This is a genomic window from Mesorhizobium sp. M0028 (genome assembly GCF_040323855.1).
Lineage (GTDB): Bacteria > Pseudomonadota > Alphaproteobacteria > Rhizobiales > Rhizobiaceae > Mesorhizobium.
Map to the genome: position 1 here is coordinate 371,688 of NZ_JAMYVG010000003.1, position 16,033 is coordinate 387,720.

16 protein-coding genes are annotated in these 16,033 nt (G+C 62.7%); 10 read left to right on the plus strand and 6 right to left on the minus strand.

The genetic code is table 11. The annotated features are described in order from the left end of the window. The first annotated feature begins 52 nt into the window (after positions 1-52). The 5 genes from groL to NKJ93_RS09680 all read left to right on the plus strand — a co-directional run bounded on the left by groL (position 53) and on the right by NKJ93_RS09680 (position 5,923). Positions 53-1,672, plus strand: coding sequence for a chaperonin GroEL (gene groL, locus NKJ93_RS09660; protein WP_352588757.1), 1,620 nt, complete (start codon positions 53-55; stop codon positions 1,670-1,672). An 83-nt stretch (positions 1,673-1,755) separates the two neighbouring features. Beyond that, positions 1,756-1,917: a hypothetical protein gene (locus tag NKJ93_RS09665; protein WP_023718397.1), complete on the plus strand. Its 162-nt coding sequence runs from the start codon at positions 1,756-1,758 to the stop codon at positions 1,915-1,917. Positions 1,918-2,540: 623 nt separating this feature from the next. Then, the gene (locus NKJ93_RS09670; protein ID WP_023718399.1) at positions 2,541-4,700 is read left to right on the plus strand and encodes a transglycosylase domain-containing protein; all 2,160 of its coding nucleotides are present in this window, start codon (positions 2,541-2,543) and stop codon (positions 4,698-4,700) included. A 97-nt stretch (positions 4,701-4,797) separates the two neighbouring features. Then, the gene (locus NKJ93_RS09675) at positions 4,798-5,382 is read left to right on the plus strand and encodes a DUF1214 domain-containing protein (RefSeq protein WP_023718400.1); all 585 of its coding nucleotides are present in this window, start codon (positions 4,798-4,800) and stop codon (positions 5,380-5,382) included. Further along, positions 5,375-5,923 (plus strand): DUF1254 domain-containing protein, encoded by a 549-nt coding sequence (locus tag NKJ93_RS09680; RefSeq protein ID WP_023718401.1) that lies wholly within the window; start codon positions 5,375-5,377, stop codon positions 5,921-5,923. The genes NKJ93_RS09675 and NKJ93_RS09680 overlap by 8 nt, the downstream gene beginning before the upstream one ends. 14 nt (positions 5,924-5,937) lie before the next feature. Here NKJ93_RS09680 and NKJ93_RS09685 read toward each other — a convergent pair whose 3' ends face one another. Next, positions 5,938-6,129: a hypothetical protein gene (locus NKJ93_RS09685; protein WP_031193791.1), complete on the minus strand. Its 192-nt coding sequence runs from the start codon at positions 6,127-6,129 to the stop codon at positions 5,938-5,940. 187 nt (positions 6,130-6,316) lie between these two features. Here NKJ93_RS09685 and NKJ93_RS09690 point away from each other — a divergent pair, with 187 nt between their 5' ends. Further along, positions 6,317-7,327, plus strand: coding sequence for a DUF2336 domain-containing protein (locus tag NKJ93_RS09690; RefSeq protein WP_023718402.1), 1,011 nt, complete (start codon positions 6,317-6,319; stop codon positions 7,325-7,327). A 4-nt stretch (positions 7,328-7,331) separates the two neighbouring features. Here NKJ93_RS09690 and NKJ93_RS09695 read toward each other — a convergent pair whose 3' ends face one another. From NKJ93_RS09695 to NKJ93_RS09705, 3 genes are all read right to left on the minus strand, one after another. Next, on the minus strand, positions 7,332-7,679 hold the full coding sequence (locus NKJ93_RS09695; protein WP_023718403.1) for a DUF1491 family protein: 348 nt from the start codon (positions 7,677-7,679) through the stop codon (positions 7,332-7,334). Between the two features lie 94 nt (positions 7,680-7,773). After that, entirely contained in the window at positions 7,774-8,541 is a 768-nt protein-coding gene (locus NKJ93_RS09700) for a peptidoglycan-binding domain-containing protein (RefSeq protein ID WP_023718404.1), read from the minus strand. After that, positions 8,516-10,261: an ATP-binding protein gene (locus tag NKJ93_RS09705; protein ID WP_352588876.1), complete on the minus strand. Its 1,746-nt coding sequence runs from the start codon at positions 10,259-10,261 to the stop codon at positions 8,516-8,518. The genes NKJ93_RS09700 and NKJ93_RS09705 overlap by 26 nt, the downstream gene beginning before the upstream one ends. Before the next feature lie 518 nt (positions 10,262-10,779). Between NKJ93_RS09705 and NKJ93_RS09710 the strand changes: the two genes are divergently transcribed. Together NKJ93_RS09710 and NKJ93_RS09715 are read left to right on the plus strand one after the other, a co-directional pair. Further along, positions 10,780-11,148: a DUF5330 domain-containing protein gene (locus NKJ93_RS09710; RefSeq protein WP_352494881.1), complete on the plus strand. Its 369-nt coding sequence runs from the start codon at positions 10,780-10,782 to the stop codon at positions 11,146-11,148. A 113-nt stretch (positions 11,149-11,261) separates the two neighbouring features. Next, positions 11,262-11,690 carry a SufE family protein gene (locus NKJ93_RS09715; protein ID WP_023718407.1) on the plus strand — a complete coding sequence of 143 codons (429 nt, stop codon included), beginning with the start codon at positions 11,262-11,264 and terminating at the stop codon, positions 11,688-11,690. A gap of 113 nt (positions 11,691-11,803) precedes the next feature. On the opposite strand, the gene NKJ93_RS09720 is transcribed toward NKJ93_RS09715, so the two are convergent. Together NKJ93_RS09720 and NKJ93_RS09725 are read right to left on the minus strand one after the other, a co-directional pair. Beyond that, complete coding sequence (locus NKJ93_RS09720) at positions 11,804-12,229, minus strand: Ros/MucR family transcriptional regulator (protein ID WP_023677844.1); 426 nt, start codon at positions 12,227-12,229, stop codon at positions 11,804-11,806. Between the two features lie 413 nt (positions 12,230-12,642). Next, the gene (locus tag NKJ93_RS09725) at positions 12,643-13,014 is read right to left on the minus strand and encodes an SH3 domain-containing protein (RefSeq protein WP_023718408.1); all 372 of its coding nucleotides are present in this window, start codon (positions 13,012-13,014) and stop codon (positions 12,643-12,645) included. A gap of 115 nt (positions 13,015-13,129) precedes the next feature. On the opposite strand from NKJ93_RS09725, the gene NKJ93_RS09730 reads away from it, so the two are divergent. Together NKJ93_RS09730 and NKJ93_RS09735 are read left to right on the plus strand one after the other, a co-directional pair. Further along, positions 13,130-15,241 (plus strand): S9 family peptidase, encoded by a 2,112-nt coding sequence (locus NKJ93_RS09730; RefSeq protein ID WP_352588760.1) that lies wholly within the window; start codon positions 13,130-13,132, stop codon positions 15,239-15,241. A 79-nt stretch (positions 15,242-15,320) separates the two neighbouring features. Next, positions 15,321-15,947, plus strand: coding sequence for a LysE family translocator (locus NKJ93_RS09735; protein ID WP_352483644.1), 627 nt, complete (start codon positions 15,321-15,323; stop codon positions 15,945-15,947). Positions 15,948-16,033: the final 86 nt, after the last annotated feature.

Sequence of the window (16,033 nt, forward strand, 5' to 3'; positions counted from 1 at the left end):
ATTCAGGCGCGCTGCAAGCGTCTTGCCACAACCAACCGAACTGGAAAAAATCATGTCTGCCAAAGAAATCAAATTTTCCACCGACGCGCGTGACCGCATGCTGCGCGGTGTCGAAATCCTCAACAACGCCGTCAAGGTGACGCTCGGCCCTAAGGGCCGCAACGTCATCATCGACAAGGCCTATGGCGCGCCGCGCATCACCAAGGACGGGGTGACTGTGGCCAAGGAAATCGAACTTTCCGACAAGTTCGAGAACATGGGCGCACAGATGGTGCGCGAAGTGGCCTCGAAGACCAACGACCTCGCCGGCGACGGCACCACCACCGCCACGGTGCTTGCCGCTTCCATCCTGCGCGAGGGCGCCAAATTCGTTGCCGCCGGCATGAACCCGATGGACCTCAAGCGCGGCATCGACCTTGCCGTCACCGCCGTCGTCAAGGAAATCCAGGCTCGAGCCAAGAAGGTCAAGTCCTCAGGCGAGATCGCGCAGGTCGGCACCATTGCCGCCAATGGCGACACCAGCGTCGGTGCCATGATCGCCAAGGCGATGGACAAGGTCGGCAATGACGGCGTCATCACCGTTGAGGAGGCCAAGACCGCCGAAACCGAACTCGACGTCGTCGAAGGCATGCAGTTCGACCGCGGCTATCTCTCGCCCTATTTCGTCACCAATGCCGAGAAGATGCGCGCCGAGCTGGAAGACCCTTACGTGCTCATCCACGAAAAGAAGCTCGGCAATCTGCAGGCGCTGCTGCCCATCCTCGAAGCCGTGGTGCAAAGCGGCAGGCCGCTGTTGATCATCTCCGAGGACGTCGAGGGCGAAGCGCTGGCGACGCTGGTCGTCAACAAGCTGCGCGGCGGCCTCAAGGTCGCGGCCGTCAAGGCGCCTGGCTTCGGTGACCGCCGCAAGGCGATGCTGGAAGACATCGCCGTGCTCACCGCCGGACAGATGATTTCCGAGGATCTCGGCATCAAGCTGGAGAACATCACCATAGACATGCTCGGCCGCGCCAAGCGCGTGCTGATCGAGAACGACACCACCACGATCATCGACGGCGCCGGCGAGAAGGCCACCATCCAGGCGCGCGTCCAGCAGATCAAGGGGCAGATCGAGGAAACCACTTCCGACTACGACAAGGAGAAGCTGCAGGAACGTCTCGCCAAGCTGGCGGGCGGCGTTGCCGTCATCCGCGTCGGCGGCGCCACCGAATCCGAGGTCAAGGAAAAGAAGGACCGCATCGACGATGCGCTGAACGCCACCCGCGCGGCCGTCGAGGAAGGCATCGTTCCCGGCGGCGGCGTCGCGTTGCTGCGCGCCAAGGCTGTGCTGAACGGGCTGACCGGAGCCAATGCCGATGTAACGGCGGGCATTTCGATCGTGTCGAGAGCGCTCGAAGCGCCGATCCGGCAGATCGCCGAGAATTCCGGCGTCGAAGGTTCGATTGTCGTCGGCAAACTCGCCGACAGCAAGGACCACAATCAGGGCTTCGATGCCCAGAACGAGGTCTATGTCGACATGATCAAGGCCGGCATCGTCGACCCCGCGAAGGTGGTGCGGACGGCGCTGCAGGACGCGGGCTCGATTGCGGCGCTACTGATCACTGCTGAGGCCATGATCACAGACGTTTCAGCCAAGGAAGCCGCTGCTTCGCCCGGCGGCATGGGCTATTGACCAGCCGCTGCCGGAAACAAGCCTGAAAGACAGCCGCCGGGGGATATTCCCCCGGCGCGCGCCATCGGCAAGGAGATCGATCCATGATCGCATTCGTCCCGAAGCCAAATGCAGCCACGAAGACCAAAGTGGCAGAGGAAAGCCGCTTCGATCGCATTCGCAGGCTTGCCGACAAGCACAGGAAAGCCGACGCCGGCACGATAGGCCGCGACCCGAAAAAGATCGCGGACAAGCGTCCCATGTGACGATTGCCAATCCTCGGCACCCCGCGCAAGCGCGGCACCAGACCCTTATCGCGTCTCGTCGCTGATCAGCGCCAGCTGAATGCGATTCTTGCCCGAACGCACAAGCGCCGTCAGTGCCTGCATGGTGCGGTCAAGCTTATCTCCGAGCGGCGGCAACTGGGCCGCTACTTGGCGGCGTCATCGTACCGTTGGTTCTGCGCCATGAGGTGGCGGACCACGAGGTGAAGGAAAGCCTGATCGTTCAATCCAGGCTCGACTGGACCATCGTGGAGCCGCCCAGGTTGAGCCGCCCAAGTTGAGCAATGGAGCGGCAACGGGTGAATTCCGCACGGCAAACGGCATCCGGTCGGCGTCGCTGCTGCCGACGCTGGCGCGTGCCGACCTTCATGCTAGCCCAACTCGACGGCACCACCTACTCGCGCAGGGCAGCCAACATCCTGCGCTGACGCCTCGCGGGAGTCGTCTTCCCCTCGACGAACCGCCCGCTATATCTTCATCGCCCTTACCTTCATCGCCCTTGTCGGCAGCACCAAAATGGACGAATAGTCTTGCAAGGCGCGCCGCCCTGAAATTGCCGGCATGCGGTTTCTCAGTTGGCGGCATCGCCGCAGCCGGATCCTGGAATGGCCAGTCCTTTGGAACCACGCAAGAGAAGAGGTCCGATCGCGGCAAGGCTGCTGGCGGTGGATGCGTGGATCGATTCCTCGGTCTACGAAATCGGCTTCAGGGCGCGTCAGTTCTGGGAAGCGGCGACCATTTTCTCGCGGCGTTTCCGCGTCGGCGGCTGGCGCCGCGGCATGATCGAACTGTTGAGTGAAGGGTTTACGCTCGGTGCCGGCGGCATCGTCGTGCTTTTGGCGCTGGCCTTGCCGGCCTTTCAGATAACCGCCGGCGACTGGCGCACGCAGGGCGATTTCGCCGTCACCTTCCTCGACCGCTACGGCAACGAGATCGGCCAGCGCGGCATCATCCAGCGCGATTCGGTGCCGGTCGACGAGATGCCCGACCATGTCATCAAGGCGGTGCTGGCCACCGAGGACCGGCGCTTCTTCGACCATTACGGCATCGACGTGCTTGGCCTGTCGCGGGCCATATTCGAGAACGTGCGGGCGAATTCCGTCGTCCAGGGCGGCTCGAGCATCACCCAGCAGCTGGCCAAGAACCTGTTCTTGACCAATGAGCGGACATTCGAGCGCAAGATCAAGGAAGCCTTCCTGTCGCTATGGCTCGAAGCCAATCTGTCGAAGAAGGAAATCCTGCAGCTTTACCTCGACCGCGCCTATATGGGCGGCGGCACCTTCGGCATCGAGGCGGCGGCAGATTTCTATTTCGGCAAGAGCGTCAAGGACCTGAACCTTGCCGAGGCGGCGATGCTGGCCGGCCTGTTCAAGGCACCGACCAAATATGCGCCGCACATAAACCTGCCCGCCGCCCGGGCGCGCGCCAATGTCGTGCTGTCCAACCTGGTCGATTCCGGCTTCATGACCGAAGGCCAGGTGCTGCAGGCAAGATTACACCCGGCCGAAATCGTTGATCGCGGCGAGCAGAAAAGCCCCGACTACTATCTCGATTGGGCCTTCGAAGAGGTCAAGAAGATCGCCGCCAAAGGCGGCCCGCACTCGCTTGTCGCCCACACCACCTTCGACGCCAACATCCAGAAGGCGGCCGAAGAATCGATGGAGTTCCACCTCCGCCAGTTCGGCAAGGAATACAACGTCACCGAGGGCGCCATCGTCGTCATCGAGACCAACGGCGCGGTCCGGGCGATCGTCGGCGGCCGCGACTACGGCGCCAGCCAGTTCAACCGCGCCACCAAGGCACTTCGCCAGACCGGCTCCTCGTTCAAGCCCTATGTCTATGCGACGGCGATGGAGCATGGCTTCACGCCGGATTCGGTGGTTTCCGGCGGACCCATCTCCTGGGGCAGTTGGTCGCCCCACAATTACAATGGCGGGTCGGCCGGCAAGGTGACGCTGATCACGGCGATGGCCAAATCGATCAACACCGTGCCGGTGCGGCTGGCCAAGGATTATCTCGGCATCAAGCCGATCAAGGCGATGGCCGAGGCGATGGGCGTCGAGTCGCCGCTGGAATCACACAAGACCATGGTGCTCGGCACGTCGGGCATGACCGTGATGGACCAGGCGACGGGCTACAGCGTGTTCGCCCAGAACGGCTTTGCCGGAACCCGGCACGGCGTCAGCCAACTCTTCACCCGCACCGGCGAGGTGGTCTACGACTTCGCCAAGGATGCGCCGCCGCCGCACCGGGTGCTGTCGGAGCAGGCGCTCAAATACATGAACACCATGCTGGCCGCCGTTCCGGTGATCGGTACGGCCCGGCGCGCGGCCCTTCCAAACATCGTCGTCGCCGGCAAGACCGGCACGACCCAGTCCTACCGCGATGCCTGGTTTGTCGGCTTTACCGGCAACTACACGGCCGCCGTCTGGCTTGGCAATGACGACTTCACCGCGACCAACAAGATGACCGGCGGCACCCTGCCGGCCATGGTGTGGCAGCGCCTGATGCTCTATGCGCACCAGAATATCGACCTCAGACCGATCCCTGGCCTCGATCACCCCTTCGTCGATGCCGAAATCGCTGCCAAGGCCGAGGAAGCGGAAAAGAAGAGCGCCGAACAGGCAGCAGCCGATGCCGCCGCCGAGCGTCCGCCGGTGCTGTCCAGCCGGACCACCCAGACCCTGAAGGAACTCACCAAGCTGTTCCAGGCGGCACCCGTGCTCGACGCGCCCGCTGCACCGGAGACCCTCTCCGCGCTCTGAGCGGTCAATTCCACAGGGCCGCTTGCCACAAGCCCCCGCACCGCGATATCCCGAGCGACAGTCTTTCAGTCCCCGGCCTTCGGTTCCCCGGCTCCTCATGCTCAAGAATGCCTTCCTGACACTGCTTTCGCTTGCCATCGCCGTCGTCGGCGGTGGCGGCAGCGTCTGGTATGCACTGAAGCTGCAGGACGGCGTCGGCGCCATCAGGATCGGCCAATGGACCGCCTTCCCCGATATCGGCACGCCGACGGCGGATCCTTATTCGAAGGCCCGCGTGGCGCGCGAAGGCGTGCTGGCGCTCGGACAGGCGGAAGGACTGTCCTTCATCGCCGAGCGCGATTCCGGCGGCGAGCAACTCAAGCGGCAATGTGCCTACAAGATTGCGGGCGGCTTTCCCACCGCCCGGTTCTGGACCCTCTATGCCGCAGATCGGTCGCTTGGCGTGATCGAGACCGGCAAGCCGAGGCTGGCTGCGCTGCAGTCCTATCAAGTGCTGCGCGAGGCCGACAATTCGGTGATCATTTCCGTCGGCAGCCGCCCGGCGCCCGACAACTGGCTGCTGACCAGCGGCGCCGGCGGGATGTACTTCGTGCTCACGTTCTATGACACGCCGATCGCCAGCAGCACCGGCCTCTCGGACGTCACGCTGCCGCAGATCCAGAAGGTCGGCTGCAATGCGTAGCCTGCTGCATGCCGTGCTGCTCGGCCTGCTTGGCGGCGGCATCGTGCACATCATCGTGCTGCTGCTCGTCCCCGAGTTTTCCGAACGCGACGCCTGGTCGCGATTGGCCATGGCTTCGGATCTCTACAAGATGACCAGGCTCGACGCGGAAGCCGGCGGCGCGCCGGTGGTGAAATCGGTCGATCCGCTGTTTTATGCGGCGGCTTGCCGCTTCGACCTTGCCGAGGGGATGGTGCGGGTCAAGGCGCCGGGAAAGGTGCCGTTCTGGTCGATATCGGTCTATGACCGCGGCGGCCACAACATCTACTCGTTCAACGACCGCAGCGCGACCGCAGGCGTGCTCGACACCGTGGTGCTGACGCCGGCGCAGATGATCGAGGTCCGCAAGAATCTTCCCGCGGAACTGCAAGGGGCGATCTTCGTCGAAGCGCCGATAGCGGAAGGCATGTTCGTCATCCGCTCGTTCGTGCCCGACGACAGCTGGAAGCCGATCGTCTCGCGGTTTCTCGAACAGAGTTCCTGCGAACTGCAGGATTTTTAACCCAGTTCCGATGCTCAGTGATGCGGTACCGGCAATGTCCCCGAAGGTCCCGGCTTATCGGGGCCGACCGGCCGCGTCTCGCCGGTCAGCGGCCGCTGCTCGTAGCGGACCCCGGGAAAGATGATCACCGCCGCCGGCGTTCCCGCGGTTTGTTGTGCTCGATTGGTTGCCGCCGTTCGCGGCACGAAAGACAGTACCATGCCCATGGTTCGCGTATTCCTCTCGGTTGCCCCGGAGCACAACGCAACGCCTCCATAGTCGATTAAGGAGGCAGTAGGTTAACGGAGCGCTAACGGATCGCCGCTAAATTGATCTTTGTTCTTGGGAAACGCGAAACCGGTACAGCCCGGCAGAGCGCAGTCCAGATCGTGTCGAGTGTCGGGCGTATCCTTCGTGTCAGCTTCGGATTTCAGGCAAATCGCAGCAGGAGCTGAATCGGGAAAGGCCGAGAGGCTGTTCCGCGCCGCGGTGTCGGCGTTCTGTTCGCTCACCCGACCTTCACGCCGCGAGATCGCGCAGCTCGAAGACCTGACGCTGCCGCTTTTCGACAATGTCTCGGTCGAATCGCGCCGCTACGTCGCGGCAGCCCTTTCCGAATGCGAATATGCACCCGCCGCGCTGGTGCGGCGGCTTTGCCAGGAGCGGGTCGATATCGCCGCTCCGCTGCTCATCCGCTCGCGTGCCCTCAGCGACGTCGACCTCATCGCGCTGATCGGGCGCCACGGGCTGCCGCATGCCCGTGCCATTGCCCGCCGCAAGGATCTCAATCAAACGATCGCGGATCTCATCAAAGTGCTCGAAAGGCCGACGCTGGTGCGGTCGCAACAGCAGCCGGAAACAACCGCCAAAGCCGCGTCCGAAAACGCCGAAGTGGTTGCGAGCGATGCCAACAGGCAAGAGGCTTCCGATGCCGCCGAAACAGTACGCCGCCGGTTGCGATCCATGATGCGCGCCGAGAGCGGCACCGCTATCGGTCCGTTCGTCGAGCCGCAAACCTATGTCAAGCTGCGCGAGACCGCGCTGACCGGCAATGCGGCATTCTTCCAGACAGCGCTCGCCGATGCGCTCGAAGTCGATTTTTCAACGGCGCGGACGCTCACCACGAGCCAAAATTACACACCGCTGCTGGCCGCCTTGCGCGCGCTCGACCTCAGCGAAGACAAGGCGTTCCTGATCACGGCCACCATCTATCCGACCGAGTTTCCGCACCCGCAGGCGATCCGCATCTTCCTCGACCGCTACCGCCTGCTGCACCGCGACGCGGCGTTGGACAGGCTCCGCGGCTGGAAGGCCGACACCGTGTCGAAAATCGTTCGCAAGCCCGGGCGCGTCGCCGCAAACGCCGACCTGCGCAAGCCGAACAGCGCCGATGTTGCCGCTGTCCCAAAGGCGCGTCGCGTCTGAAAAGTTACGGCAACTTGACCGAGATAAGCTCCTCAACGGGAATGGCGCCCGCCTCGACCTCGACCACCCAGATATCGGGATCGAATTTCTTCTCGCGCTCCAGCCGCGCGTCGAAGATGGCGGCATCGTCGCCCTCGCCGAGAAGGCTGAAGAAACGGTCGTCCGGCCTGGCCGAATCGTAGCTCGTCTGCGGCGCCGGCCCGAACAGCGCCATCTCCCCCAGCCTGCCCCGCGCCAGCACGAAAACCGCGCCGGCTTCCGTCGCGCCGCGCTTGACCACGGCGGCAAAGCCGCCGGCGCTGAAAACCCGACGCAACAGCGCCGATACCCACAGGTCGGTGGTTACCCGCATGGAGAATTCCTGGCCATGCGGCGGTCCTTACAGCATTGGCCGGAAGACTGTAACCGGTCTTTGCCGAGCGACCGGCGTGCGGCCGTCACGACCCTCAGTTGGTCAGGCCGATCTCGCGCATCTTGACGTAGACGATCTCGTCGGGCTCGCCGGTCTCGGGCAGGCCGAAAAGCGCCTGGAATTCCTTGATCGCGGCCTTGGTGCGTGCGCCGACGACGCCGTCCAATTGCATGTCGTCATTGCCGAAAGCTTTCAGTCCGGCCTGGATCTTGACGATGCGGGGATCAGGTGCCGCCGCATTTGCCGGTGCGGACGCTGGAATGGCGGCTGGAACAGCGGCCGTTTCGACCGGCCGCGGCACGGGATGCGGCACCACGGCCGCGGTCGTCGGCGTGGCACCCAGTTGATCCAGCAGAATGCTGTCGATCTCGCCGGAGGCATTCAATCCGACCTTCTGCTGATAGGCCTGGATGGCCTTGCGCGTATTCGGTCCGGGAATGCCGTCGACGGTGCCGGAATAGAAATCGAGATCCTTCAATATGCCCTGGACCTGCTCGACGACCGGGTCGCTCTTGATCGGCGCAGCCGCCGGACGCACGATGTTGATGGTGGTTTCGGGCTCGTCGCTGTCCGCCCGGGGAAAGCGCTCGATGCTCCTGGTGACGAAAAACGCGCCGGCGTGCGGAAAGGGCTGGTACCAAAGAGCGTTCGCCGAGACGTAGAACAGCGTCACCAGGAATGCGGTGGAGCCGCCGACCACAACTGGATTGCGCGAGATCAGGCTGCCCAGAGCCATCGCTCCGTGCTCGAAGGCATTGCCGCGGCGTTTGACCGCCTTAGGCTGTTTTGCGGAGCGACCCATTGCTCTCCCCTTTGCCACCGTCCGCTCTGGCTTTGGCCGCGGACATCGGCACCACGCCGGTCTTCTCCGCCGAGTGGCCCGTCGGGCCGTTCACGGGAAGGCTGATCGTTACCGTGGTGCCCTCGCCCGGCATGCTTTCGATCGACATGGTGCCGTCGTGCAGCGCCACCAGCCCCTTCACCAGCGAAAGCCCGAGCCCGGTGCCTTCGAACCGGCGGGTATAGTCGTTCTGTATCTGCATGAACGGCTTGCCGAGATTGGCAAAATCTTCCTCGGCGATGCCAATGCCGGTGTCCCGGACCCAGAAATGCAGCCGCGAGCCGATCCGCTTGGCGCCGATGACGACGTTGCCGCCTTCGGGCGTGAACTTGATCGCGTTGGAGACGAGATTGATCAGGATCTGCTGCACGGCGCGACGGTCGGCATTTATTTCACCTGCGTCCGGCGCGATCTGGGCCTGCAGATCAATGGCTTTTGCCTCGGCTTGCAGGCGCATCATCGACTGGCACATCTCGACCGCTTCGCGGAAGCGGAACGGTTCCGGTTCGGTCGCATAGGCGCCCGATTCGATCCGCGATACGTCGAGTATCGAGGTGACGACGGCAAGCAGGTGCTGGCCCGAATCCCGTACCAAGCCGACATATTCCTTCTGGCGCGGATCCTTGAAGGTGCCGAACATCTCGTGCAGCAGCATGTCCGAAAAACCGATGATGGCATTGAGCGGGGTGCGCAGCTCGTGGCTGACGACGGCAAGGAAGCGTCCTTTCGCCACCTCGGCCGAGGCAGCCGCTTCATTGGCGGCGGCAAGCTCCTGGCGCAGTCCGGCCAGTTCATCATTCTCGCGCAGAACGAGCGTGAAGACAGTCTCCTGCCCCGGCGCGCGCATCATCTCGAGCGAGAACGGCCGGTAATTGTCGGCCGTCACGCCGCTGTTCTGCGGCAGCCGGACGCGAAGGTCGAGCCGGCGCGACAGAGCGCCATCGCGCATATCGGCCAGCGCGCTGAGATACGGGACGCGGTCGGACAGATGGATGCGATCGAAAAGCCCGGCGCCGAAAAGCAACTCCGGCGGCAGCCTCAGCATGGTGCGCGCCTTGGTCGAGGCGTCCAGAACCTCGCCATGCGCCGCTATTCGCAGCACGACAGCGTCGATCAGGTCTTCGAGCCGGTCGCTGCCGGCAGGATCGAGCTGTGCGTTGGCGGCGCCACGAAGTGGAGCGACACGCGGAAAGAGCGTGAGCGCCCAGGCCAGTGGTACCAGCCAGTGCCATGCGGCGATTTCGGTCTGGCCGAGCGGCAAGACGGAACCGGCGAAAGGCTGCAGCAAGACTGCGACAAGGGCCGATATGGCGCCCCAGATCACGGCACGGCGCGACTGGCCGATCCACCAGGCTTCAAACGGCAGCGCCACCGCAAGCACGGCAACCGGCGAGGCCACACCGCCGGCGGCAGCGACAAGGGAACCCAGGGCAACACTGCTCACGACCAAGGCTAGTTGGCCGGCCAGAGTGATCTTACCCGATGCAGCCACCAGCAGGGCGGCGAACCAGCAAAGGCCGAACGCGGCAAAGATCGCAGCCACAGTCACGGCCGCGCCCATGCCCGACGTGACCAGCGTCACCGCCGCACCTGCGCTGAAGAAAGGAGCCGCCAGCATGACGCCAATGAACCGGCTGTGGCGGCGTCGGTCGTCCTGGCCGAGGACGGACGGATGAACCATCCGTTCGCAACCGGCGGCTATCGCGCCCGGCAACTCGGCGTATCTGGCCTTGATCGCACTCAACTCAACGCACCCGGTCGTGAACGGCCCTGCTTTGCAGGTGGCTTTTGTCGATCCGAAACTCGCATCCAGCATTTAAGGAATGGATAAGGCTGGGCCGATCGTCCCCCGGCCGGCTGCAAATATCGGGATACCGGCGGCGAAAAACCGGGGCAATTGCCGCCATAGTAAACGGAGCGTTATCCGGACCGCCCGCGCCTGGACTTGGGCCGAGGGCATCAAACTGTCGCCGGGTCAAAAAACGAGCAGGAAAAACAACAGGTTGGATGGTTACCCTTTGCTGAATAAAATCTGTGCCTTTCGAGGCAAATGAATTTCAAAACACTTCGTTTCGAATCTGCCTAAAATTTGAGGAAAACTGTTGCTTTCGGGACAAGCCGTCCTTTGCGCGTCTGTGCCAATATCGCGGTACAAGGGTTGTGCGGTTCGGATGCATGACCGTCATAAAGGACAGACAGATGGGCTTTCTGATAAGAGCTGCTTTCTGGTTTTCGCTGGTGCTTCTGGCGCTGCCGCTGGGTGTCGGCTCCGATGATGCGGGCCGCGGAAGCGTCGGGCCGCTCCAGGCGCTGTTTGCCGCGCGCGAAGCCGTCGGCGACATCGCCGGCATCTGCGAGCGCAAGCCGGACGTCTGCGAGACCGGCAAATCGGCAATGCACACCATCACCGCCCGGGCAAAGGAGACCGCCAAGATCGCGGCCGCCATGCTGGACGACAAGGCCGCTGAACCCGATACGGTGACGACCACCGGCAGCGTGCCCGAGGAAATCGTCTTGCCGGCGAAAGTCGATTTGCCGGCGAAAGTGCACTTGCCGGCAAAGAACTGAGACTGTTTCGGCCGAATCCATCGCTAAACCGCAGGGCGCCCCGCTCTCGGCGCCTGCGGCGTTTCTCCTCTTTTTCCGTGACGCGGCCGCGCCGGATGACTATATCCGGGGAAATGACCACGACGATCCAGACCATCCGCGACGACTTTTCCCTGCTCGACGAGTGGGAAGACCGCTATCGGTATGTGATTGAACTGGGTGAAGCGCTGCCGCCATTTCCCGACGAGCAACGCATACAAGCCAACAAGGTGCCCGGCTGCGTCAGCCAGGTCTGGCTGACCACCGAGCAAGGCGAGGGTGCCAATCCCGTTATTACCTTCAAGGGCGATTCCGACGCCCATATCGTGCGCGGCCTGGTTGCCATCATGCTGGCGCTGTTTTCGGGACGGCCCGCCAGCGAAATCCAGAGGACCGACGCAGAGGCAACGCTAAAGGCACTCGGACTTGACGAGCACCTGTCGCCGCAGCGCGCCAATGGTCTTCGCTCGATGGTCAAGCGTATCAAGCGTGACGCCGAGGCAGCGCTGAAGCAGACCGCCTGACCGGACGGCAATTACCAGCAGTATGAAGAACTGGCGGCCCGAGCTTGGTCTCCCCCCAATACAAAACGGCGCCCGAAGGCGCCGCTTGAGTGTCAAACCGGAAGAGCCGCTTGTCAGCGTCCCTTGCGCTTGCGACCGAGACCCATCTTCTTGGCGAGCTGCGAACGGGCGGCCGCATAATTGGGCGCAACCATCGGATAGCTCGGGTCCAGGTTCCACTTTTCGCGATACTGGTCGGGCGTCAGATCATAGTGGGTCATCAAGTGACGCTTGAGCGACTTGAACTTCTTGCCGTCTTCGAGACAGATGATGTAGTCGTCATGCACCGAACGCTTCGGATTTACCGCCGGCTTCTGCTTGTCGGCAGGCGGCTGCTCGGCGGCCCCGCCGACGCGCCCGAGAGCGGCATGGACATCGGCGATGAGGTTCGGCAATTCGCCGACCGGCACGGGATTGTTGCTGACATAGGCGGCCACCACATCGGCGGTGAGCTCGATCAGCGCGTCACTGTTTCTGGAAGGTGTTTCGGTAATATCCATGGCGTTCAGGCCCCAACGAGAATTGTTTCTGTTTGCGCCCGTTTCGATAGTTGGGCATCGCGCGAACTTGTGCAGGAAAAAGCCTCCGCGATTCGCGTCGCGCCATCTTAATGGGCCTGAGCGTCAAGTAAGTCAATTCGCTTCTTGCGCTCTATTCAGCGATACAAGTCAAATCTTTCATATTCAGCTTCACTCTTTCGTGCAGAGTGTAACTTTGCCGTTTTTTCTGGTCAGACCAGCATCGACTGACGCCGCGGCAAGCAGCCATTACACAGACGGCAGCAGGTAAATAGAGCTCAATGCTTGATCCTGCCCGCAGCATTACAGCCTGGCCGATCGGCGGATTCAGTAAAATCATAGGTTGCGAAGCGTTACTGTTGCTCGTGAGCCGTCGGCCGGAGCGGCGTGCTGCGTCACTGAAACGGGGTGATGTATTTTCCGTAGACCCAGCCGGTGACGAACTGGCCGCTCTGTGCCGGATCGTGCCAGACTTCGCACCAGCGATGGCGGATCTTCTGTTTCTGCTGCCAGTAGGTTTGGCTGGTCATGTCGAGCAGGTTTATCCCACCGGTGCATTTGCCGGTCATCTGCAGAACCGTCCCGTTGGGATAGGCGGCCTGCTTCTGCGAAGTTCCTGAAGGATATTTGCGCACATTGAGCGTGTCGCCGAACGGCACATTGGCCACTTGCCAAGCCGCAAAGGCAGTTGCATGAGATTGACCGGCATTGGCCAGGGTCATCGCAGCGACGGCGAGGGCCGCGGCAGTCCGAGAAAAAATATTCATTGTCCTCTCCTCCAGCCCGTCCTCTTGAGCCACCACGACAATAGATCGTAGCCCTTGAACCCGCGCTGATCGGCGTGTTCATTCGCCATTCAAGTAACTTCCACAGCGAGACGCAATGACCAGAACTCCAGTGTTTCCGACCGCCACCCCGCCGCAGCCGGAGAAGCGGCCGATCTTCGACACGCATCACGGCATGACGCGGACGGACGACTATGCCTGGCTGAGGGCCGTGAATTGGCAAGAGATGTTCAGGGACCCGTCGCTGCTCGACGGCCAGATCCGCGCCCACCTCGAAGCCGAGAATGCTTACCAGGCGGCGCTGATGGCCGATACGGTCCAACTGCAGAAACAGCTTTTCGCGGAAATGAAGGGACGCATCAAGGAAGACGATTCTTCCGTGCCGATGAAGGACGGGCCTTACGCCTACGGCTCCTCCTTCAAGCTTGGCGGCCAGCAGCCGCGTTATTTCCGCACGGCGCGCGACGGCGGCGACAAGCAGATCTTGCTCGACGGCGATGCCGAGGCCGAGGGCAAGCCCTATTTCCGCCTGGGCGGCGTCGATCATTCGGACGACCACCGCAAGCTGCTCTGGGCCTTCGACGACAAGGGTTCCGAATTCTACACGCTGCGCGTCCGCGATTTCGCCGGCGGCAACGATCTGACGGACAGGGTCCCCGACACCGGCGGCGGCGGTGTGTGGGATGCCGGCAATGACGGTTTTTTCTACACCCGCCTCGACCCCAACCACCGTCCTTCCAAAGTGCTGTTCCATGCGCTTGGCGATAGTCCTGAAAACGACCGGCTGATCTACGAGGAAACCGATCCGGGCTTCTTCATGGATGTCGGCGGCACACGCTCCAACGAGTGGATCATGATCGGCATCAACGACCATGAGACCTCGGAATATCGCATCATGAACGCCAACGAACCGTCCGCAGAGCCGAAGCTGGTTGCGGCACGCCAGACCGGCTTGCAGTACGACCTTGAGGAAGGCGGCGACATCTTCTTCATCCTCACAAATGCCGACGGCGCCAAGGACTTCAAGATCATGACGGCGCCGGCCCATGATCCGGTGCGCGCCAACTGGCAGGAACTGGTGCCGCACGAAGCGGGCCGGCTGATCCTTTCGGTAATCGGCTTCAAGGACCACATGGTCCGGCTGGAGCGCAAGGAAGGCCTGCCACGCATCGTCGTGCGCGATCGCAAGAGCGGCGAAGAGCACCTGATCTCCTTCGACGAGGAAGCCTTCTCGCTCGGCCTGTCCGGCTCCTACGAATACGACACCGAAATCATGCGCTTTTCCTATTCGTCGATGACGACGCCGGCGCAGGTCTTCGATTACAACATGCGCACCCGCGAGCGCGTGCTGCTCAAGACCCAGGAAGTGCCGTCCGGCCATGACCCGGAGCACTATGTCACGCGCCGGCTGATGGCGCCTGCCGCCGACGGCGAACTGGTGCCGATCTCGCTCCTCCACCACCGCGACACGCCGCTCGACGGATCGGCGCCTTGCCTGCTTTACGGCTACGGATCTTACGGCATAGCCGTACCCGCCGCGTTCAACACCAATTTGTTTTCGCTGGTCGACCGCGGCTTTGTCTACGCGATTGCCCATGTCCGCGGCGGCAAGGACAAGGGCTATGGCTGGTACGACGACGGCAAGCGGGCGAACAAGATGAATACGTTCACCGATTTTGTCGCTGCCGCCCACCACCTCGTCGCCGAACGCTATACGCAGCATGACCGCATCGTCGCGCAAGGCGGCTCGGCCGGCGGCATGCTGATGGGCGCGGTCGCCAACATGGCGCCGCAATGCTTCGGCGGCATCGTCGCCGAGGTTCCCTTCGTCGACGTGCTCACCACCATGCTCGACGCAAGCTTGCCGCTGACGCCGCCGGAATGGCCGGAATGGGGCAACCCGATCGCTTCGGCGGAGGATTACCGGACCATCGCCGCCTACTCGCCCTACGACAATGTCGCCGCACTCGACTATCCACCGATCCTGGGGCTGGCCGGCCTGACCGACCCGCGCGTCACCTATTGGGAGCCGGCCAAATGGGTGGCGCGGTTGCGCGACCGCAAGACAGGGGGGAATCCGGTTCTGTTCAAGATCAACATGGATTCAGGCCACGCCGGCGCCTCCGGCCGGTTTTCCAGGCTGGAGGAAATCGCGTTCACCTATGCCTTCGCGCTCAAGGTAACAGGCAAGGCCGAACCAGCCGCGTGAAGTCGGGGGAGAGCGGTCATTGCCTTCCGTTCCGAGACGTGGCTTTCATTCGCGGTAAGAGTTGCGGAGACGCCCACCAATGATCGATCTCGCCACATTGATTGCGTATGTCGCGGTTGTGCTTGGCTTTGTCTTCATCCCCGGTCCGGCCACCCTTCTGACCGTGGCGCGGGCCACCAGTTCCGGAACCAGGGTTGGCATCGCGACCGGCGCGGGGATCGCGGCCGGCGACGTGGTTCACACCTTCATGGCGATCGTCGGCATTTCGGCGATCATTGCCACGTCGGCGGCGCTTTTCAGCATCGTGAAGTACATCGGCGCAGCCTACCTCATTTATCTCGGCATTCGCGCGATCATCGAGAAAACGCCTGCCTATCCGGCCGCCGGCGCACTTGCGATCCCCGCTACCAAAGCATTTCGGCAGGCTGTTTTGACCGAGGTTCTCAACCCCAAGACCGCGCTTTTCTTCCTTGCATTTCTTCCGCAGTTCGTGCGGCCTGAAAACGGATCGGTGATGCTTCAACTGGCGACATTGGGCGTGATCTTTGTTCTGTTGGGCCTCATCAGCACGCTGGTTTTCGCCGTGGGTGCGGGCGGCCTCGGTGCATTCCTGCGCCGAAACCCGACGGTGCTGAGATGGCAAGGCAAGGCTGTCGGCGGCATCTATTGCGCCTTGGGCATCCGGCCGGCGCTGCAACAGCGCTAGGACCTCGACAGGCGACGCCGTATGAGGCTTCGGATAATGGGCAGGCACAGCTGATTTTCCGCTCGCAATTGCAAAGGCCGCGCGCT